This is a genomic window from Paenibacillus sp. CFBP 13594 (genome assembly GCF_014842675.1).
GTDB classification, from domain to species: domain Bacteria; phylum Bacillota; class Bacilli; order Paenibacillales; family Paenibacillaceae; genus Paenibacillus; species Paenibacillus amylolyticus_B.
Genome location: NZ_JACYVQ010000005.1, coordinates 359920 through 379840, shown reverse-complemented (window position 1 = coordinate 379840; position 19921 = coordinate 359920). Strand labels below are relative to the sequence as shown.

The window sequence follows — 19921 nt, the reverse complement described above, 5'->3', positions numbered from 1 at the left end:
CAATAATCTGACCGGGTACGTTAAATTTAGAAAGAGGTGTTATTAAAGGGGGATTTACATGTGATCCATCTTCGTCGAGTCCTCATATTGCTCTCAATTCTAATCGTATGCCTTACGGGATGTTCAGGACATATCGAGTGCAACTCTGTGCAGGCTCAAGCCAATGCACCAAGTGAAGATGGATTCACTGGTTATGTGGTTGAACGCAAAGACAATTCCATTCTTGTTGTTGATCCGGCATATGAGGATTTCAGTTCCAATGGAGGAAAGAGTCGGTATTATCCGGCAAAATGGTTCTCCAATGCGCCTGATCCGCAGATCGGCTCCTATGTTGAAGTCTGGACGGATGGAGGCCCGGAAAATCAACCCTATCCTGGGCAGGCCAGAGCAGAAAAGATAGCCGTATCTTGTCCAGTGGCACCAGATGGTGCGCACATGACGGCTGCGGATGCGATTCGTAGCGGACTGCATTCACTTGATACAGAGAACATGCATATTCCCGTCATAGAGGACACACGGTTTGATGCAGATAGAGGGACATGGACCATTCAGATGCGAGATGCGAATACAGCGAATGAAGGGCAAGTAGTTCATGTGACCGTGAAGGATGAGGAGAAAGTTAAGACACAAGGCGGAGAATAAGGGGCTCATAGCTTTATGATGGTGGAGGAACGCGCGTTGCACATGAATATGATTCAAATTGAAAGAAATGATGTGGATTAGATTCATTGCAAGCTATCATGATTTTTGAACCGCCTGTAAGTTCCCTTACTGTCCATCATGTATTATGATTTTATAAAAATGGAAAGGAATCTTCTGCTCATGGAATTATCAAGGTCTCAGCAATTAGCTCAAGAGCATGTAACCAATTATGCAAGAAGCCGCAAAAATGAGGCGGAGCAAACCATTAGGGAAATCCTTCGTATGTCCAACATCGAGCTGAAGACATTTGAAGATGCTATCACTAAACTAAAATCTCATGCAAGTATCGCGCTACACTTTCACCCAGATCGATTAGATCCGAATATGAAAAGCGTGGCTGAGGCACTACTTGAGCAGGGGGTTTATAAAAGTCAGTTTGAGACTTTCTTATCGAATGGAAGTGTATCCGCATTTTCAGGCGGTGAACGTGACGTTTGGGAGAATAAAATGTTTGGCGGAGCGTACCAAATTAATGGCTCAACCAATAGCGAACGTCCCAAGTATGGGGCGCTCAATGTCATGTTACATCCCGATGGACCTGCTCCGCGTTTTGGATCATGTTATTTCCTTTTATCCACTGAGGTCTCTCAGCGTTGCACGTATACATATTTGGATTCTCACCAAGACCCTGAGGAAAAGGGAACGTATGAGGAGTTTGACCTCGTTTTGGCTGCTCTTATGAGGGATGTATTTTATAATAATTTTGCCATTGGTGAAAGAAATCTAACAGTTCAAAAGTTAATTGACCATATGCTCATCAATCTTGAGAAATCATTCCGAAATCCATCAAACCAAGAGCCACACCGAAATCTGGACCATTATATCGAAGCTCAGGTTCATGGTGATATTTCCCTTGAAAAAGATGTAAAGATTCTTGTTGCCGACCCATCATTTAAAGGCACACATACAGGACGAATCTTAGAGCAGATATGTTTAAAGTATTCCATTGATCTCCACTGGCACATGGGCTTTACACTATTGGTAGATGACGTTCCTATGGATTTTCGAGGTCCTTCGATGCCTTCACTAGCCAAGAGAATTGCAAAAAGTGATTTGATTGATGCAAATATCATTGGTTCTGCAGCTATGGACCTGAAACGAAATCCAAGTCATTGGAGTGATAGAGGAACCTACAAAGAAGTTCTACAAGAATTAAAATTACTTTGGCATGTCTTAGTGAGATATGGAAAACCAATGAACAAGTAAAACGGTTTTCGAGATAAAAATATTGAATATGTAGTGATAACAATGCTAAAATACCAACTTCTTTTCCCTACCTGTCTGCGTATCTCTTGAATTTTAATTTGTTACTCAATAATAGTACTCTAACGACCTTGAGCGCCTAGCCGTTCAAGGTTGTTTTTTATCATTCAAACGGATTACTGACTATACATTTATCTATGAATCTGCTGTCACAAAAACGAACGTATGTTTTATAATTACATTGACTTTTTGTCCTGGCAATAATATATTGTTGTCAGGACAAAAAAAGAGGTGAAGCAAATGTCCGCCAAAAAGATGGGGCGGCCTAAGTCTGACAAACCCAAAAGCAGAACGATTGAGATACGTGTTGACGAGGAAATTATGAACAAGCTCGATATTTCGGCTGAGAAGCTGAATACGAATCGATCAGACATCGTTCGCAAAGGGATTGAGAAGATTTACGACGAGCTCCAAAAATAGAAAAAGGAAGCAGCGTTCGTCCCTCGAAGAACAGCGCTACTTCCTAACCCACAATCACTTGAATGAGCGACTGCATAAATATCCTACCATGTGCAGAACGTTCATTCAAGTGAGGTGCGTATTGATATACAGGAGGATGCACATGAATTCGATATTAGAAGCATTATATAATGGACGACTTCGACCGGATGAGATGATGATGCCGACACATCCTGAATACCAAGCGTTAGGGCGGCAGATTGCAGCTCTGACAGAGCAGTGGAAGAATCGATTGAGCGAGAACGAATTCCGTGAGCTTGAACAGTTATTTGACTTGTGTGGCAGATGTGAGGGCATGCATACGGAAGCAGCGTTTGCACAAGGTTTTCGTCTGGGTGCCAACATGCTAATTGAAGTCATGAGTCAGCGTGAGGAATCAGTGCTGGAGTTTAATTAAGTTTAACGATGTGAGCAGAGATCCGGTTTACTTTTACAGCTAAATTCTCAGGGAATGACGTGCATACAACAGACTCATGTTTGCACCATAAAATGGTATCATAAATTGATTATAACAAAGCCCTCAAATCCTCTCTGCATTCAGCAGCAGGGTTCGAGGGCTTCACTTAAACATAGAGTTAACAATTTATATATAGGGAAAGAACCTGTTAAACAATTTGTTCCTTAATCGGCAATATTTCCTGCCATCTTCAGACGGCGAGCAATTTCCTTAAAGTCTTCTTGCGAAATGCCTGGGGCGAATTCTTCTTCCACCGCAGGGGCTTCTGGAATCGGGAATCCTTCAGGTATCCCTTGGATGACTTCAAGAGGTTGTCCATCTTCGGGGTGAGTCCCTTTCCAGATCTGGCCGATCGCATTGAAGTCTTTATCACTATAGGTGTACAGCTTGGTGTGTACCCCTTTTTCTTCATATTTACGAGCCTCGTTGAAGGCTTTGTTGTTCAGTGAAGGAATAGGAACCAGCTTGGTCACATTTACGCCAGTTGCAATCTCAAGTGCTTTCGCATATGCGACAACATGAACGCCGCCACGTACCAGCAGGAAACCAACTACTTCCCGGGCTGCCGGGTGATCCGTCATCTCATATACTTTCATTTTATGGGTACGAGCGCCACATTCTAAGAAGAAGTTATGCAGCAGATCCTCGACCAGGTTGCCACTGTTGAAGACGTTTGCTCCCGTCCATGGATTACCCATAGAGTCGAAAGGCATTGCGCCTTGTGCACCTGCCAGATAGTGATACGACAGACGAGCATCTTTCACCGAACCTAGCGGCGTATCGTCGGGTTCTTTGTACTCGGTTGAGCCTCTGAGGCACTTGTTAATCCCATGAGACACGAGTTCAACATGACCCAATTCTTCAGCCGTAATGCTCATGACGAGGTCATAGAAGGGCTTTAGCTTTTCTTTGGATCGAAAATTAAACGATTGATAGAGGTAGTTGTTCAACGTTGACATTTCTCCGAATTTGCCGCCGAGCAATTCTTGTATAGCTGCCGCAGCATTCGGATCTGGCTTCTCGACATTGGGAATCTCAATTAGGATTTCATCCAAGCGTTTGAACATTCGGGTGTAACCTCCTCAGATTGGTATTGCAGATCGTGTAGGGTTTCAGATCGTGGAGTCACTCTGTCATGGCCTATTACACGTTTGTTGGGTTTTTTAAACAAAAAACCAACCAAATGGGACTTAAGTATTGCATATCAAATGCTGCATATCTTCTCCCTGTTGTTATTTCCAATTCGGTGAATTTTATGTATAATCTAACCTCTAAATGGAGCTTCCAGATACAAGAGAATTAAAGTACATAAAGGAGTTTAAGATGAACAAACGTTGGGTAAAAATAGCGTGGATTCCGATGTTTCTAATGATTCAGATGTACATAAGCAGCGAGCCTGTCACAGCATATGACGTTACAAACGAGGTTCAGGTGGATGAAGAAACACGGCAGTTACTTGAGAAGAAATACGGGTTGGAACGTCCTGAGGAGCCGAAGACACAACAACACGTTTTCTCAGGTGACTGGGGAATGAGCTTTCGGACGGAGCCTCCTGATTCGTTTGACCGGCTTGTTCATGTGGTTCCTTTTTCCCTACGGCCACTGGCCTGGATCTTTCGTTTATTCGTGTAAAATGAAAGCCGGACGGGCAATATAACAGAAACATATTGTCCCAAGGAGTGAGTGAAATGAGAATGCTCATCGTTACAATACTTACGGTTATGCTTAGTTTAACGGGATTCACACCTGCCTCGGCTACGGGTGGAGCCATCCCGGATTATGCGAAGTGGGGAATTATTGCGGTCAAAGAAACACAGACCAAGTATAATGTGGATATTTTGGACTATAAGCATATCGGTCGTACCTCCCTAACAGCGGATCAATCACGGGAACAGTTCAAGCTGTGGGTTCGTGCTAAAGACGGCAAGCAATTCGCAGTCTATGTAAATGTTGATTTTAATCCATCTACACAACAGTTAAAGAAAGTGCAATTTTCGGAATCGGATCGACACTGATCCGCTACTGAACTTGGTCATTACAAGCCATGTTTCATATTAGCTATACTATGGGTTGAACCAGACTGCCTTGATCATTAAGGTGAAGGTCTGGTTTTTTATTTTACAAAATCCTTTTTTTACTATTGAATAAAGAACTTATGTTCGCATATAATATGAAATACAAACAAATGTTCTTATCGGAGGGATGATTATGCTAGGGAAATATATTGGCCAGATGGTGGAGCTTGTCTACATGGATCGTGCAGGGCAGATTACGCAGCGACAGATTCGAATTAACAGTGTACGTGGCGGGATGATTAGAGCATCAGCGGGAAAAGAAGGCTCACCCCGAACATTTCTGGAGCAAGGTATTCTGGCATGGCGTCCTGTTACGGATCTGAATGGGGAGGTAAAGTATGCTGAACGACTTTGAACGCAAGATTTTACGTATTTTGGTGAACTATACAGGACAACGGCGCAGGCTGCCGCGTATGGATGAACTGGAGAACAAGACGGGACGAAGCAGAGCTTACATTCATGAGTCTTTGCTGGAGCTTGAACGAACCGGGCACATCGCGTGGGAGAATCGGTCTACTCTCGAAGGTATACAGATTTTACAGGCATGGGAACAGGTACAACAGCCGATTCGCAAAAGCCAACCTTCCGGTGATTCCGTAAAATATTTTACGGACTACTAATCATAATAAGAAAACGCCAACCCGGATATCCGGATCGGCGCTTACTGTGTCACATGTACGACATGTGCATCTATTTTAGAAATGGGGAAGTTGGTCCAGGTTGTTGGTTGGATCACCGTCGGCATCGCCGCGAATGTACATTTCGCCATCCTTGCCTTTAAATACATTCACACCGGCAATAGCACCAGCTTTTACTTCTGCAAGTGCTTGCTGATAATCCAGTACACGTCCTGCTGAAGTCTGAAAAGCTGTCAGGTCACCGTCACCATTTTTCTGTACTGCTGTGAAACTCTCGCGTGTCGTTTGATCCATGATGTCACACTCTCCTTATATGACGAGATAGGAATCTGTTTACCTGATTAGCCTATCCGAATTCATGGGAAGTATGCATCATATGCTGATCAGACTTGCCAATGCCGAAGTTTTACAAGCTCTTTCTCATACGAACATGCAGAATATCTGCATCATAAAAAGGTTCTTCCGAAATCACTTCATAACCCAGTTTTTCATAGAATTTCTGTGCCTGACATTGAGCATCCAGTACAGAATAGGATAAGCCGAGTTCACGTGCTCGCTCCTCCATCGCGAGCAGAAGCACACGTCCATAACCAAATGAACGATGAGATTTAAGCACTGCGATTCGCTGCATTTTGGCCGTATCCTTGCTGTAATAGATCAGACGTCCTGTGGCTACAGCTTGGCCATCCGTACTTAACAATACATGATGCACATCTGGACTGATGACATCAAATTGATCAATCTCAATCTCGGCAGGCACCTGTTGCTCGATCACAAAAACGTGATGGCGAATTCCCAGGGCTTGCTCCAGTTGTTCTTCTGTCGATACATAACTAATCTCAGCTGCCAATTCCATTCCTTCTTTCTGCTCTTGCGCGACATATCAGACTGAATTATACAAAAAAATGTTTTTCCTGTATAGTGAAGTCTGGAACATATTGGGAGAGGAGGGGATAGTGATGGGCATGACAGGCATCATGGTCATTACCTTGTTAATGTCGGCGGGAATGATTACTCTGTTGTATTACGTTACGAAGAAAGCATACTCACGCAAGTGGGATGAAGATGAGTAATTCATCTGTTAACCTTCACGGCAAGACTTCACTGCTTCCTCGCGGAGAATATACATCTTGAATTACAGATTTGGAGTATACGTCCAGCCAAACGGGAAGAGATTCACCATTTTCATTGGGCTGTTTTAACTGTTGGAATTGAACTGTATGTTCATCCCTCTCTAAGCTGCAACCAGTAACGGTTGTACTGAGAATCACAAGCCCAGCAAAGAGAAAGAAGCATTTGGTAAATGTATATTTATTGGATGTTGACCGTTTTGTTAAGTTTCTCATAGGGAATTCACCTCGTTGTAGAAATGGTAATCTTTCCTTTATTGTGCACCATTTCGGGTGAATTATAACCAAATAAATCATTGACAATGAACACGGTTACTTGATATGATACTGTTACTTGATTGGGAAACATTTATATATCATGATCTGTTAGCTCAGCTGGGAGAGCACTATCTTGACAGGGTAGGGGTCAGTGGTTCGAGCCCACTACAGATCATACACGAGAAGCCTTACGATGTAGGCTTCTTTTCTTTTTTTACATACAAACATGAATGAGATTTGAGAAAGCTTCATGTTCTTTTCCTTTTTTTAAACAAAACTTAAATAAAACATAAATTCAACGTAAGGTTCCTCTTCTATACTTGGTTCTGAGGTCATCATAGAACAGGAGAAGGAGAGAACTAATGAATTATTCAAACCCATTTACATCAAAGTTAGCCAGAGTAGGGATTGCGGGTACACTGGCTTTAATACTGGCAACAAGCCCACTTGCCAGCATGGGGGTTGTGGCAGCGGAAGCAGTCCCACCTGTATCTACGAAGATACATAACACACAGAAAGACTCTTTAGAGCAGGCCCCGATTCAATACCAGATCCATGCTCGATTAAATGAGAAGGACATGACGATCCAGGGGAGCGAGAAGGTAACGTATCGCAACACAAGCAAGGATACCCTCCAGCAGTTGGTCCTTCATACATATGCTGACGCAAACCTCTCCAAGTCTACACAGGCGAGCATGTACCAACAGCATAATGAAAAGATTAGTGAAGATCACCCGGAGAAGACAGCGGAGGACTTTCTGGGTGGCATCGATATTCAGGCTGTAACAGCAGATAGCCAATCTCTCGATTTCCATAAGGAAAACCAAGCGTTGACCGTGCAGTTGAAAGAGCCCGTTCAACCAGGCGAATCTGTATCATTCCAACTGGAGTTTCAGTTGAATATACCCTATGGCTCACAGCGAGTTTCCTACTACAAGGACATGATCAATGGTGCGCACTGGTTCCCGGTGATGTCTGTTTACGACGAGGTTAAGCATCAATGGAACAAGGCACCGTATAGTCGAACTTTTGAGAGCGATTATTACACCTCATCGGACTTTGAAGTTCAATTTAATGTGCCTGAGGAGTATCAGGTAGCCATGCTTGGCTCTATCACCACTCAAGACAGTACAGAACATGGACGTAAAATTGTTTCTGCCGTAGCCGAGAATACGAGAGAGTTTGTTTTCTTTGCCAGTCCTAATCTTCAAGTGGAGCGCGCTACCCGTAACGGTCTGACGGTGGAATACTATTATTACAACGATGATCCATCCAAGAAAAAGATAGTTGACCGGTACATTAATCAGGCATTCAAGGTCATCGATTTTTATAGTGAGAAATATGGCAAGTATCCCTATCCAGAGTTCCGAATTGTCGAGACGTATGTACAAGGCGTTGCCGTGGAGTATGCGAGGCTCATCCAGATGGGACAGATTCAAAATGGTGCTATTCCAGAAGAAGACACAACCTTTGTTCATGAAATAGCGCATCAGTGGTTCCATGCATTGATCGGTAATAACTCGGAGACCGAATCCTTCCTGGATGAAGGCTTTGCCGATTTCTCCATGGTGTATTTTGCAGAGAAACAGGGAGATAAGTTAAATGGGTTCAGATCCGTACAGTTTGATACGGCGCCCGTAGAGATGGCGATTGCGTCAACAAACGATGAAGCTGGGGATTTAGCAGGTTTGGTATATTATCAGAAGGGAAGACAAGCGATCTATCAGCTTTACCGTACCGTCGGCGAAGAGAAATTTGACGAGTTCATGAGAACATATTTCAAACGCTACGTGTACCAGAATGCAACTTTAGAGGGGCTGCTTCACACCATTGAAGATGTGCTTGGTAAGGAAGTACGTTCAGAAATGCAGATGGCCCTATATCAGCCTAACTTTGTCTTAAAGCCGGAATACCAATTATCACAGGAAGAGACCGCCGCCTATGTACATGACATGTTACAACAACAGTATCAGGCTGTCATGGGCATGATCCCTAATCTGCCTTATGAAGTGATGAATCGATTGATGGACAAAGTCCTTCAAGGCGAGGAATTAACCATTGTGCTCAGCGATCAGGTCAGTAAGCTTGCAACTAAACAGCAGGAAGATATGGTTAATCAGTTGACCGGATTCCTTGATATGACCGGTATGAGATACGACATTATACGGGATCGCAAGAAACTGAAGCAAAAGATGAAAAAAGAGATTGGCAACAGTAACCTTATTGTCATTGGCAATGCCAAGTCAAACGGATTGGTGCAGGCTTTAAAATTTAACATTATTGATCGAACGAAACAGACGGGTTTTCCTTGGAAAAATACCATGAACCAACCTCTCGCCGCGGGTGCATACGTTATCAAACATCCCTATAACCAGAATCGATTGATGCTTCATTATTTCTGGAATGAGGATCATCTGAGTGATGCGGCATTTGAAGCTTTTAAGCTGAAAACACAGGAGTCTATTGGATTCACGAACGACTTTTACCAGTACTATGTATTGGATAACCAAGGCAAGGAGAAATCCAATAAAAAAGTAGCCAATCCCATATCTTCACTTTTTGCGGAGGAATAAGTAGTTGGTTGTGCAGTTTCTTCGTTCAAACAGGTTAGCCAATTTGTATTGGTTAACCTGTTTATGTTTTATATGAAAACCAGACTGAGAATAATAGGCTGCAAGATGGGCATAATGCTTTAACAGAAAGGTAACTTCATGAATATACTTATCGGGAGAAAACAATAGGAGGGATTAATATGAAGGATCAACATTATCCGGGCGTACCAATGAAAGGGACAGTTGCTGATAACAACTGTAAAGGAAATAAAGGAATGAACAAAATGAAAGCGTATTCATATAATGCTAGAATTTGTCCTATCATTTGTATTACTCAGGAGCCGGCTGCAAATGAGGGTAATGTTGTTGATTTTTCAATCCTATTAAAGGACACTTCGGATGTTTTATATTCGCGACCGGTAAATGGTAATAGCCTGCTCATGAAGGAGTTGAGTTCCCATGTCTACGACTGAAAATATTGCTCAGACAGCACTCGACGCAGCGATGAAGGCAAGCAGGGCCGTTGCGCCTTATGATTATTGCGATGCAGAAACCAGACGGATGTACACGCCTCAATTTGATAAAAAAATGGACAATCCTATGTATACCGCTGCAATGGCGGGTCTTCAATCAATCTATTGGTTTCGGGCGATCAAGGTAAAGGGACTTATCCCTGATGCAAAAGCAGATTATTATGCTACGTATTCTACCAACCATAATCATATCGGAGGAATTGGACTAGCCTACTCGAACAGCCCGACAGGACCATGGACCAAACACGGACAGGTGTATCTCGATACTGTGGTTGGGAATTCGACGGAAACGCCATTTGTGATCTGGAACGATGAAGAACAATTGTTCTTTATGTATTATCAACAAAACGGACTGGGAATCAATCAATCAACGGCACTTGCGACCTCTGTAGACATGATTAACTGGACAAGAGTGGGTTTGATTTTGGACAAACCTCCCGGCTTCCCGGGTGATGGTCATACCGGTTACTTCTCATGCTTCAGAAATGGCGGCAAATGGATCGGTTTTTCGGTGATGGGCGGCGGCGACTTTGGCCGCAAATGTATCTGGCATTCACATGACGGACGTAGCTGGTTAGCTGATCCGAGACCATTAATGGGTGGTAATGATGCGACTTTATCGGCGGATGAAAACATTTCGAGACCCAATGCTGGTGTATTTATGTACAAAGGGAGCATGTGGTGGTTGGGCATGTTATCGGCTTATGCTTCCGGTGGGGTCACGACTGTAGCTCGGCCTGCCATTGCCAAGATCAGCGCAGACTTTCGTCAACTGCTGGACAAACCTTCAGATATATATTTTCCGGCATTAAATTGGGAAACGACCAATATGCAATCCTTGATGGTGTCCGTTATGGACGGGGTAGTGTACGTGTATTACAATACCGATCATAATATCGGTGTAGCCTATTCGGTGGGGGTGTAGAGATGGTTATACGTGATGCAGCCGGTCAGATCGTGCCATTTGGAAAGGTTCACAAACAGCTTGTGGCCGATTTTCTTTACGGAACGTTACCGGATTGGGTGGAGGTGGTGGGGACCCCTACGTTTGAGCCTTTGCCCGACAGAGGGACCATAACCGTTACAACACCGACAACGGCAGGAGCCACGGCAGAGTTAAAAATGAAACATCTGATTGACAGCTCGAAAGTAACAGCAATTGCAATCACTTTGGAAGCGCTACAATTAAACGGGAACATTGGAATTTCAGTTCAGGTTGGCATTAAATCAAAGGATAGCAAAGCCGGAATCACCTTTTTTCAAAACGTAAATCAGAAGTATGGTATGGTCCGTGCCTATAAAGCAGATGGAACGTACACGGATTTTAATCAAAACATGGTGTTCTTCACCACACATGGCGTAGCAGGAGATGAGGCACAGAACCGTAAGAATCTCACTGTGCTGCTCTGTACCGGATTACAGTTCTCAGCTGGACTCGAGAGACCGTCCGTATGGCTTGGTGCGGATGATCAGTATGGTGGTGTTGCTGCTGACCTTAGCGGTGGTTTGTTCCAACATGGAGAACTGCAATGTCTTTTGAAACTGACTACAAGCAAGGCAGAGGCCAAGTATTTCAAATGTGCACAGATGAAAGTGGATATTTGGAGCAACTGAACTAAAATGGAGTAGATAGAGGAGGTATCTGATGAGAGAATCGATACATTATTCAATAGAACCACCTGAGAGCTTCGACCAATTATTAACGCTATATGAATCTTTGGGATGGAATTCGCTGAATTTATCTCAACATGAATTGGAACGTATGTGCAAACAAAGTTGGTATGCAATGTATGCTTATGATCAGCAGCGCTTAGTGGGCATGGGGCGTGTAATATCAGATGGAGTGATAACAGGTATAATATGCGGGGTAGGCGTTCTGCCTGACTATCAATCTCAAGGAATAGGTACAGAATTAATGAAACGAATCGTTGAGCATTGCGAGAAAAATAAGGTCATTCCACAACTGATGTGCACGGAAGGTTTGGAAACCTACTACGCAAAACTGGGATTTGAGAAGTTTACGATTGGAATGACGAAGAGGATAAATCGATAATCTGCATGAAGCGGTAAAAAAGGTATGCTTAGAATAATCGGGTACCCGTACACTTGAACATTTTGAAAAAAAAGTGTTCAAGTGTACGGGTACCTTTTTTATTTAGAGAAGGTTGATGATTGTACCGCCTGCTGCACCAGCAACGACAACGATCCACGGTGGTACTTTCCAAAAAACGAGCATTAGAAACAACATGCATACCAGTGCAAAATCAACAGGAGTCAGGATCGCAGTTGTCCAAAGTGGATCGTACAACGACGCCAACAAAATACCTACAACGGCTGCATTAATTCCGAGTAATGCTCCTTGAGTTTTTGAACTTTTACATAAAGAATTCCAAAAGGGCAATGCTCCTACGATTAGAAGGAACGCTGGCAAAAAGATAGCAATCGTTGCAACCAAAGCACCTGGAACCCCACGCATCATCGCTCCTAAATAGCCGGCAAAGGTGAACAATGGCCCTGGTACAGCTTGTGCTGCTCCATATCCCGCCAAAAAGTCGGACTTGTTGATCAGGCCCGTAGGGACGAATTCACGTTCCAGTAACGGAAGTACAACATGCCCTCCACCAAATACAAGTGAGCCTGAACGGTAGAAGCTATCAAAGAATAACAGCCATCCCGAACGATCAAAGGGTGTGAGTAACGGGAGCAGAATCAGGATTCCAAAGAACGTAGCCAAACAGACTATTGCCAAGTTACGATTCACCGGAACAGACAAGTCTGCTGTCTTATTACCTGTCATTTTTCTAAAATGGATCATGCCTACTATGCCTGCAATAACAATAAAAAGGATTGGAGTGAACGCAGTCTGCCATATAAGAGTCGCCGCAGCAGTAAAGATAGCGATGGTTGCCCTGTAACGGTCAGGAGTTAGTTTTTGCCCCATGCCCAATATCGCTTGAGCGACAATAGCTACAGCAACAATCTTAAGGCCGTGAATCCAGCCATTACTGCTGATATCAAATCCTTGAAGAAGGAAAGCGAACAAAACTAAAGCAATGACAGAAGGAAGTGTGAAACCAAGCCAAGCCATCAGTCCCCCCAGCAAACCTCCGCGGATGATGCCAATTCCAATCCCGACTTGACTGCTGGCAGGCCCGGGCAAAAATTGACATAGCGCAACTAAATCTGCATAGCTTCGTTCATCCATCCATTTCCTACGGCGAACATATTCTTCATGAAAGTAACCAAGATGAGCGATCGGTCCTCCAAATGAAGTAAGGCCGAGTTTGGTTGATACAGCCAGCACCTCATAGAGAGCCCTGGATTTATGTTTGGGCTTGTCCGGGGTTAGAAATGAATTATTCTCCAAACGTGTTATCCCTCCTTAAGTTTTACTTAGGTTATCCGATGGTGACAGTTAAGAAAGGACAAATTTCCTCTACTGATGACTACAATTATAATCCTTATCATCGCTATTCGTTTAAACGCAGCATTAAACTGTATTATTTTTTTTCATTAACTATTTACATGAACAATTAAATTGTGTACAATGTAATTGTTAGCGATACAAGAGAAGTCGAATTTTAATCAACATAAATCCAATCAACTAAAGGAGTTTTCACAAATGAAAACATTATATGAAACAACAGTCATCAATACAGGTGGACGTCAAGGAATCGTACAATCCCCAGATAACGTGTTTATGTTGGATGTTGCGGCACCGCCTGAACTGGGAGGACAAGTGACGACAGCTACCAATCCGGAGCAGTTGTTTGCAGCAGGGTATAGTGCTTGTTTTAACTCCGCACTGGAGTTTCAATTGAAGAAACACAAAGTTGAAATTGAAAGAAGTACTGTAGCTGCAACCGTAATGTTGGTGACAGACTCTGAGGACAACGGCGTGAAGCTTCAAGTCGATTTGGAAGTTAAAATTCTTGGTCTGGATGAGGAGACAGCACAAAAGTTTGTGAAACTTGCCCATGACTACTGCCCATATTCCAAAGGAATCAAAGGGAACGTGAATGTTAACGTGGAACTCGCGTAATCACTGATACTATTTGTTATTGATAAGAAGCCTCCGAGAAATCGGAGGTTTTTTTGTATTATTTTGCTCCGTTTTAAGATGTGCTTTGGTCGGAAAAAGCAATATTAATGATTGCATCATACCTATAGGGGGTATAATGAATGGTATAAATAGAATTAAAGGAGTGCAGAACATGAAAAAGTACGTATTGACCATATCGACTATATTGATTACAAGCAGTTTGGTTTTGAGTGGATGTGGCAAGGAGACTCGACAGACTATTAAAAGTAACGATGGCAGTCATACAGCTGCCGCAGGTGAGATGCACCATTCTGAATCGGGAGAGCTACCGGAAGGACTGCGGGAAAAAAACAACCCCACCTTCCCAGTAGGAAGCCAGGCGCTGATGAATGCCGACCACATGTCAGGCATGAAGGGTGCGAGAGCACAGATCGTTGGAGCATATGAAACTACGGTATATGCAGTTACGTATACACCAACAACAGGCGGAGATCCCGTGCAAAATCATAAATGGGTTATCCATGAGGAAATACAGGACCATAAGGAACAACCGTATGCGGCAGGTTCTAAGGTAGTGTTGAGCGCTGATCACATGAAAGGGATGAAGGGTGCGAAGGCCACAATTGATTCTGCTGAAGAGACAACGGTATATATGGTTGATTATACCCCGACAATAGGGGGAGATTTGGTTAAGAATCACAAATGGGTCACAGAAGAAGAATTAACTGCTATCCAATAGAACCATTTGTATGAAACAGCCCTTTTTATGCAGAAAAATCAATCTAGTACTCAATTATGGGTTATAATGGTATTAAGTTTACACAAAACTGTTGAAAGGGGAATGTACTCATGATGGATTTTAGCAAACCACCCCATGGCTCGGAGACCGATACCCACCGTCAGCGACATCAGGAGAATGAACAGAAATACCTTTCCGGAGGCAAGAGCATTTGGTATGAAATCAGCAACTGGCTCATTCTCGGAGGCATCCTCCTTGTCATATTTTTATTATTTAAATACGTTTTTTAAATGCACCAATGGTGACTATACTAACTATTGTCAATTGTAGAGCGTCTTAATATACATGATAAGTAAGGCAAGAGAGCCCAGTTTTAATGGGCTCTTTTTTTGTTATGACTTCATTGGACGTTAAAATGATAAATGATGCAAATGACAAAAATCAATATTCGTCATTTGTTATCAAGTGTGTTAAACTAACCTCAATGGAGGTGGCAAGTGGATGGTGTTAACCATCTCGTTAATATGGTAAAAGACAAAACTTCTGAATTTCTCACTAAAGAGCAGATTATTGCAGCTACACAGGAAACGATAAGACGCTTCGGTGCTGCCAAAACATCCGTCACCGATGTCGCCAAATTGCTCGGAGTCAGTCATGGAACGATATACAGGCATTATGTCAGCAAGAAGGCATTGCTTGAAGGTGTCACTGAACAATGGCTTGAAGAAGAAATAATCACACCTTTAACTCTGGTAACCCAGGATGAGAAAAACGCAAGTGAAGGTGCACATCATCTGAAAGTATATATAGAAACATTAATACATCTTAAATGTCATTATGCTGAGTCAGATCCGGAATTATTTGAAATGTATGCGCGGGTTACCCAAGAATCAGCTGATCTAATCCGCAAACATGTAGAGCATCTCATTCACCATTTGAGCGAAATTATTCGCCGGAATCAACGGTTTAAGTTCAGTGATCCTCAGGTAATAGCAGCGGCTATTCTTCATGCAACGGCTCGTTTCCATCACCCGGCACATGCCTATGAATGGCGTAGTGATACGATAGATAATGAATTTGCACAGGTATGGTTATTAGTCGAACACGGTTTATCCAAATATGAGTGAAGAGGATGGGAGATCGAATGAACAAATTATCAGGTAAGGTCGCTTTGGTAACAGGATCGTCGCGAGGTATTGGACGTGCAATTGCGGAGCAACTCGCGGAGCTTGGAGCCGATGTGGTGATTAATTATGCGAGTCGTCCGGACAAAGCAGAAGAGACAGCAGAGATTGTTCGGCAAAAAGGAGTTCGTGCCATTACCGTGCAAGCAGATTTGGCGCGGAAGGAAGATGTGGAACGTCTGTTTTCCCAAACGATTAGCGAGCTTGGCAAAGTGGATATTCTAATCAATAATGCAGGTATTATGAAGACAACCCCTTTAGCGGAAGTGACAGAAGAAGAATTTGATCAGCAGTTTGCCATTAACGTGAAGGGTACTTTCTTTGCTTGTCAACAAGCGCTTAAACATATGGAAGATAGAGGACGTATTGTGAATTTTTCTACCTCTGTAACAGGACAGATGTTTCCCAACTACAGCGTGTATGCAGGAACCAAGGGGGCGGTAGAGCAAATTACCCGTCAACTAGCGAAGGAGTTTGGTTCTAAACAAATTACGATTAATGCAGTCGCACCAGGTCCGGTTAACACGGAGTTGTTCTCGGTTGGCAAGACAGAGCAACAGCTAGAAGGAATCCGTAAAATGAATGCATTTGGTCGTCTGGGTGAGCCGGAAGACATCGCGAGTGTCATTTCATTTCTGGTTGGAACGGATTCACAATGGGTTACAGGTCAGACGATCCGGGTAAATGGTGGCTTTATTTAACATAACCGAAATCAGGAAGTTTGATCATTACGTTTGACACACAACCGGGCGAATCCCCATATGATGCATTACATCAGTAAGCACTTGGGGAAATGGGGAATCCGGGATGGCAAAAGCAAAGGGCAAGAAAACTCCCGCATTAAAGAGTGACAAAATTCGTGTATCCATGAAGTTGGTCACTTCGGATGTATGTGAGAGATGTAAGACACCATGTACGCGAGGCATGGATTATGCTGCACGTATGAGAATTGAAGGGGCTTTAGGCAAGGGCGTTCCCTGTATATTGACCCGCCATACTTCTTCATAACTCTTCGTATAATCCCGTATATATAACAATTATAGATCAGGGGCATCCTATAATGAGGATCGCCTCTTTTTGTGCATTCCAAGGGGTGGAAAAAATTCTGGATAAAAAATGAAAAATGATGAAAAACAGCGCAACTTTGTGGATGAATCTGCAGTATAAATGTACAACAGCTAGCAGCAGGGGAGGGAATATTGACGGGATGAAATGGAAACGAATATTGCTTTGTGTCACGGTATTCTCCTTGCTCGGCGGGTCTTTATTGTTTGCAGATTCGGTGAACGAGAAGATTCGTGTTCTCATTAACGGCAAGGAAGCAGCTGATGGAGGTTATCTCATTGATGGAACGACCTATGTACCTGTAAGAGAAGCTGGAGGCGTCGTCAAATGGGACAGCAGTAACAAGAGAGTAACGGTGATCAAACCGAATGTACATATTTTTCTCTTCAAGGGAGACACTGTATTTGGCAACGTTAACGTAGGTAAGCTGAAATTCAATGTATTTTCACAAGTGGACAGTCTGACAGCAGATGTAGCTGCGGTGAAAGTAACGATTACCAATCCAAGCGGTCAGGTGAAGGATATCCAGTCACAGGAGCTTACGACCCAGAAGGATAACTTCTGGTTCCGCACTTACGATTTTACGTACGATTTCAATCGTGCCGGCAAGTATCAAGTCGGCTTTCATATTAAAGAAAATGCAAACAGCAGCTACGTCCTGGTAGCGGAGAAAATCATTACAGCGCTGAACGATTGAAGCGGAAATAACCCTGTGAGTTAAATTGACCTGGGTCATTGAACATGTTACGATATGCAAGGTTACACAATTTCTATTTATAAAGCGAGGTATTTCAATGAGCGATCACACACATGAACACGGCGATGGCTGCGGATGCGGGCAAGACCACGACCACGACCACGAGCATGAAGAAGTCCTTCTCACATTAACAGACGAGAACGGCCAAGACGTGGAGATGGTTTTGGTGGAGACGTTTGACGTGGAGAAGCATGTTTATGCGCTCCTGCTGGAACGTAACAATCCTGAAGCTGACGGCATCATCCTGCGTATGGAAGAAGAAGACGAGGAAATGGTGCTCTACAATATTGAAGACGAAGAAGAGTGGAACCGCGTTGAAGCGGCTTACAACGAACTCGTTGCATCACAAGAATAGTCATTCTTTTGGAACATAACATGAAGGCTCCTTGATTTCAGGGGGCCTTTTGTTTGTTTTCAAGAGGTATACGAGCATGTACACCACCGGTTTGAACGACGAAATAGACGGGAAAATGCAAACTCGCTTGCTCCATAAAATAAAAAAGGACCAAGCTAGGGCTTGGTCCTTAAAGTTTATACCCTGCACAGCGCAAGGGAGTTGTTTTAGAAAATGGCATCGGCTTCCACGATCACTTTAACGTTGGTTACACTGCGATCTTCGGGTCCTTTGACGGGTAATCCAACTTCGACATGATCGATGATGTAGTCGATATTTTCCTGGGTGATAACCTCACCCGGTAACAGGATTGGAATTCCTGGCGGATAGACATAGATGAATTCCGAGATAATACGTCCTGCGGATTCCTTAAACGGAATCACTTCGGTATCACCGTAGAAAGCATCACGTGGAGTCAGCATCAACTGGGGAATATCCGGAACTTTTACGACCAGTTCATGGGCTGGGTTCACTTGATAATAGGTACGGGAGAGATCCTGCAAAGCGTTCAGCAAGATATCGACACTGTCATCCGTATCTCCTGGCGTGATGAGACACAGAATATTGTACATATCACTAAGTTCAACCTCGATGTTGTAATGTTCACGCAGCCAGTTCTCTGTCTCATACCCTGTAATGCCCAGATGGCGAACATGGATCGTTACTTTGGTTGGATCATAGTTGAAGGTCGCTTCTGTACCCAGAAGCTCTCTACCGAAGCAATACAGGCCATCCATATCGTTAATCGAACGTCTGGCAAACTCAGCTAGTTCAATCGCCTTCTGTGCAATCTCACGACCGTGAAGTGCCAGGTTACGTCTGGATGTATCGAGTGAAGCAAGCAAAATGTATGAAGTTGATGTTGAGGTCAGCAGACTCAGGATCGTCTGTACACGCTGTGGATTCACGAACCCATTCTTCGTGTTCAGGTTGAGTACGGAACTCTGTGTCATGGAGCCACCAAGCTTGTGAACACTGGTTGCAGCCATATCTGCACCTGCTGCCATCGCAGACAACGGCAGATCCTCATGGAAATGAATGAGTACACCGTGTGCTTCATCAACAAGGACAGGGACTTGATAGCTGTGTGCCAGCTCAACAATCTCTTTCAGATCGGTAACCACACCGTAATAGGTCGGGTTAATTACAAGCAATGCCTTGGCATCCGGATGACGCTCAAGTGCACGACGGATAGACTGTGTAGTCACTCCATGGTCAATACCAAGGTTGGCATCTTGTGAAGGAGAAACAAATACGGGTTTGGCGCCTGAGAAAATAATGGCGGACAGAACCGATTTATGCACATTACGGGGCACAATAATTTTGTCACCCGGTGAACATACAGACAGAATCATGGTCATAATGGCACTGCTTGTGCCTTGTACACTAAAATAGGTATAATCGGCTCCGAAGGCATCTGCTGCCAAAATCTGTGCTTCCTGAATGACACCGGTTGGCTGATGCAGGTCATCCAACGGTGCGATGTTAATCAAATCTATGGAGAAGGCATTATCGCCAATAAATTCACGGAATTCGGTATCCGCTCCCAATCCTTTTTTATGGCCCGGAATATGAAACTGTACCGGATTGAGTGCCGCATGATTTTTTAAAGCGGTAAACAGCGGCGTACGGTGGTGATTCATCAGTGCTGTCACAACCCTTCCTAATAAAAT

The 19921-nt window shown here is 43.6% G+C and carries 25 protein-coding genes and 1 tRNA gene; 21 read left to right on the top strand and 5 right to left on the bottom strand.

What is annotated here, in order from left to right; all coding sequences use genetic code 11:
- Positions 1–60: 60 nt before the first annotated feature.
- The 4 genes from IFU39_RS18345 (at position 61) to IFU39_RS18330 (ending at position 2821) form a co-directional block, all read left to right on the top strand.
- The gene (locus IFU39_RS18345) at positions 61–642 is read left to right on the top strand and encodes a DUF3221 domain-containing protein (protein ID WP_149846727.1); all 582 of its coding nucleotides are present in this window, start codon (positions 61–63) and stop codon (positions 640–642) included.
- Between the two features lie 180 nt (positions 643–822).
- A complete protein-coding gene (locus tag IFU39_RS18340) occupies positions 823–1908 on the top strand; it encodes a DUF3626 domain-containing protein (RefSeq protein WP_149846929.1) in 1086 nt (361 codons plus the stop codon).
- Between the two features lie 297 nt (positions 1909–2205).
- Positions 2206–2385 (top strand): ribbon-helix-helix domain-containing protein, encoded by a 180-nt coding sequence (locus IFU39_RS18335; RefSeq protein WP_017687382.1) that lies wholly within the window; start codon positions 2206–2208, stop codon positions 2383–2385.
- A gap of 142 nt (positions 2386–2527) precedes the next feature.
- Positions 2528–2821 (top strand): DUF6809 family protein, encoded by a 294-nt coding sequence (locus IFU39_RS18330; protein WP_105599660.1) that lies wholly within the window; start codon positions 2528–2530, stop codon positions 2819–2821.
- 224 nt (positions 2822–3045) lie between these two features.
- Here the strand turns inward: IFU39_RS18330 and IFU39_RS18325 are convergent, their stop codons facing one another.
- Positions 3046–3948: a manganese catalase family protein gene (locus IFU39_RS18325; protein WP_091014199.1), complete on the bottom strand. Its 903-nt coding sequence runs from the start codon at positions 3946–3948 to the stop codon at positions 3046–3048.
- 256 nt (positions 3949–4204) lie between these two features.
- On the opposite strand from IFU39_RS18325, the gene IFU39_RS18320 reads away from it, so the two are divergent.
- The 4 genes from IFU39_RS18320 (at position 4205) to IFU39_RS18305 (ending at position 5576) form a co-directional block, all read left to right on the top strand.
- On the top strand, positions 4205–4513 hold the full coding sequence (locus tag IFU39_RS18320; RefSeq protein ID WP_105599658.1) for a hypothetical protein: 309 nt from the start codon (positions 4205–4207) through the stop codon (positions 4511–4513).
- 56 nt (positions 4514–4569) lie between these two features.
- Complete coding sequence (locus IFU39_RS18315; protein ID WP_105599657.1) at positions 4570–4896, top strand: DUF3889 domain-containing protein; 327 nt, start codon at positions 4570–4572, stop codon at positions 4894–4896.
- Between the two features lie 193 nt (positions 4897–5089).
- Positions 5090–5311, top strand: a complete 222-nt coding sequence (locus IFU39_RS18310; RefSeq protein ID WP_017687387.1) for a hypothetical protein — start codon at positions 5090–5092, stop codon at positions 5309–5311.
- A complete protein-coding gene (locus IFU39_RS18305) occupies positions 5295–5576 on the top strand; it encodes a hypothetical protein (RefSeq protein ID WP_181155477.1) in 282 nt (93 codons plus the stop codon). Before IFU39_RS18310 ends, IFU39_RS18305 begins: the two co-directional genes overlap by 17 nt.
- Before the next feature lie 75 nt (positions 5577–5651).
- On the opposite strand, the gene IFU39_RS18300 is transcribed toward IFU39_RS18305, so the two are convergent.
- Complete coding sequence (locus tag IFU39_RS18300) at positions 5652–5888, bottom strand: DUF3892 domain-containing protein (RefSeq protein ID WP_017687389.1); 237 nt, start codon at positions 5886–5888, stop codon at positions 5652–5654.
- Positions 5889–6000: 112 nt separating this feature from the next.
- Positions 6001–6444 carry a GNAT family N-acetyltransferase gene (locus IFU39_RS18295; RefSeq protein WP_105600013.1) on the bottom strand — a complete coding sequence of 148 codons (444 nt, stop codon included), beginning with the start codon at positions 6442–6444 and terminating at the stop codon, positions 6001–6003.
- Positions 6445–7084: 640 nt separating this feature from the next.
- Here IFU39_RS18295 and IFU39_RS18290 point away from each other — a divergent pair.
- From IFU39_RS18290 to IFU39_RS18265, 6 genes are all read left to right on the top strand, one after another.
- Positions 7085–7157, top strand: a tRNA-Val gene (locus IFU39_RS18290).
- 187 nt (positions 7158–7344) lie between these two features.
- Positions 7345–9555: a M1 family metallopeptidase gene (locus IFU39_RS18285; protein ID WP_105599654.1), complete on the top strand. Its 2211-nt coding sequence runs from the start codon at positions 7345–7347 to the stop codon at positions 9553–9555.
- Positions 9556–9734: 179 nt separating this feature from the next.
- On the top strand, positions 9735–10007 hold the full coding sequence (locus IFU39_RS18280; RefSeq protein WP_192134130.1) for a hypothetical protein: 273 nt from the start codon (positions 9735–9737) through the stop codon (positions 10005–10007).
- On the top strand, positions 9994–10992 hold the full coding sequence (locus IFU39_RS18275) for a hypothetical protein (protein ID WP_105599651.1): 999 nt from the start codon (positions 9994–9996) through the stop codon (positions 10990–10992). Before IFU39_RS18280 ends, IFU39_RS18275 begins: the two co-directional genes overlap by 14 nt.
- A 2-nt stretch (positions 10993–10994) precedes the next feature.
- Positions 10995–11681 (top strand): hypothetical protein, encoded by a 687-nt coding sequence (locus tag IFU39_RS18270; protein ID WP_091028587.1) that lies wholly within the window; start codon positions 10995–10997, stop codon positions 11679–11681.
- 31 nt (positions 11682–11712) lie between these two features.
- The gene (locus tag IFU39_RS18265; RefSeq protein ID WP_192134129.1) at positions 11713–12120 is read left to right on the top strand and encodes a GNAT family N-acetyltransferase; all 408 of its coding nucleotides are present in this window, start codon (positions 11713–11715) and stop codon (positions 12118–12120) included.
- Between the two features lie 102 nt (positions 12121–12222).
- Here the strand turns inward: IFU39_RS18265 and IFU39_RS18260 are convergent, their stop codons facing one another.
- Positions 12223–13434: a chromate transporter gene (locus tag IFU39_RS18260; RefSeq protein WP_192134128.1), complete on the bottom strand. Its 1212-nt coding sequence runs from the start codon at positions 13432–13434 to the stop codon at positions 12223–12225.
- Between the two features lie 255 nt (positions 13435–13689).
- Between IFU39_RS18260 and IFU39_RS18255 the strand changes: the two genes are divergently transcribed.
- From IFU39_RS18255 to IFU39_RS18225, 7 genes are all read left to right on the top strand, one after another.
- Complete coding sequence (locus IFU39_RS18255; protein ID WP_017687397.1) at positions 13690–14109, top strand: organic hydroperoxide resistance protein; 420 nt, start codon at positions 13690–13692, stop codon at positions 14107–14109.
- 172 nt (positions 14110–14281) lie between these two features.
- Positions 14282–14848 (top strand): YdhK family protein, encoded by a 567-nt coding sequence (locus tag IFU39_RS18250; RefSeq protein ID WP_192134127.1) that lies wholly within the window; start codon positions 14282–14284, stop codon positions 14846–14848.
- Positions 14849–15372: 524 nt separating this feature from the next.
- Positions 15373–15975: a TetR/AcrR family transcriptional regulator gene (locus IFU39_RS18245; RefSeq protein ID WP_105600011.1), complete on the top strand. Its 603-nt coding sequence runs from the start codon at positions 15373–15375 to the stop codon at positions 15973–15975.
- 17 nt (positions 15976–15992) lie between these two features.
- Positions 15993–16733 (top strand): SDR family oxidoreductase, encoded by a 741-nt coding sequence (locus IFU39_RS18240; RefSeq protein WP_105599646.1) that lies wholly within the window; start codon positions 15993–15995, stop codon positions 16731–16733.
- Positions 16734–16839: 106 nt separating this feature from the next.
- Positions 16840–17040, top strand: coding sequence for a hypothetical protein (locus tag IFU39_RS18235; RefSeq protein ID WP_091014226.1), 201 nt, complete (start codon positions 16840–16842; stop codon positions 17038–17040).
- Between the two features lie 199 nt (positions 17041–17239).
- The gene (locus tag IFU39_RS18230; protein WP_192134126.1) at positions 17240–17794 is read left to right on the top strand and encodes a copper amine oxidase; all 555 of its coding nucleotides are present in this window, start codon (positions 17240–17242) and stop codon (positions 17792–17794) included.
- 97 nt (positions 17795–17891) lie between these two features.
- Positions 17892–18209, top strand: a complete 318-nt coding sequence (locus IFU39_RS18225) for a DUF1292 domain-containing protein (protein WP_036614722.1) — start codon at positions 17892–17894, stop codon at positions 18207–18209.
- A 206-nt stretch (positions 18210–18415) separates the two neighbouring features.
- Here the strand turns inward: IFU39_RS18225 and IFU39_RS18220 are convergent, their stop codons facing one another.
- Positions 18416–19891, bottom strand: a complete 1476-nt coding sequence (locus tag IFU39_RS18220; protein ID WP_047844430.1) for an aminotransferase class I/II-fold pyridoxal phosphate-dependent enzyme — start codon at positions 19889–19891, stop codon at positions 18416–18418.
- Positions 19892–19921 lie beyond the last annotated feature (30 nt).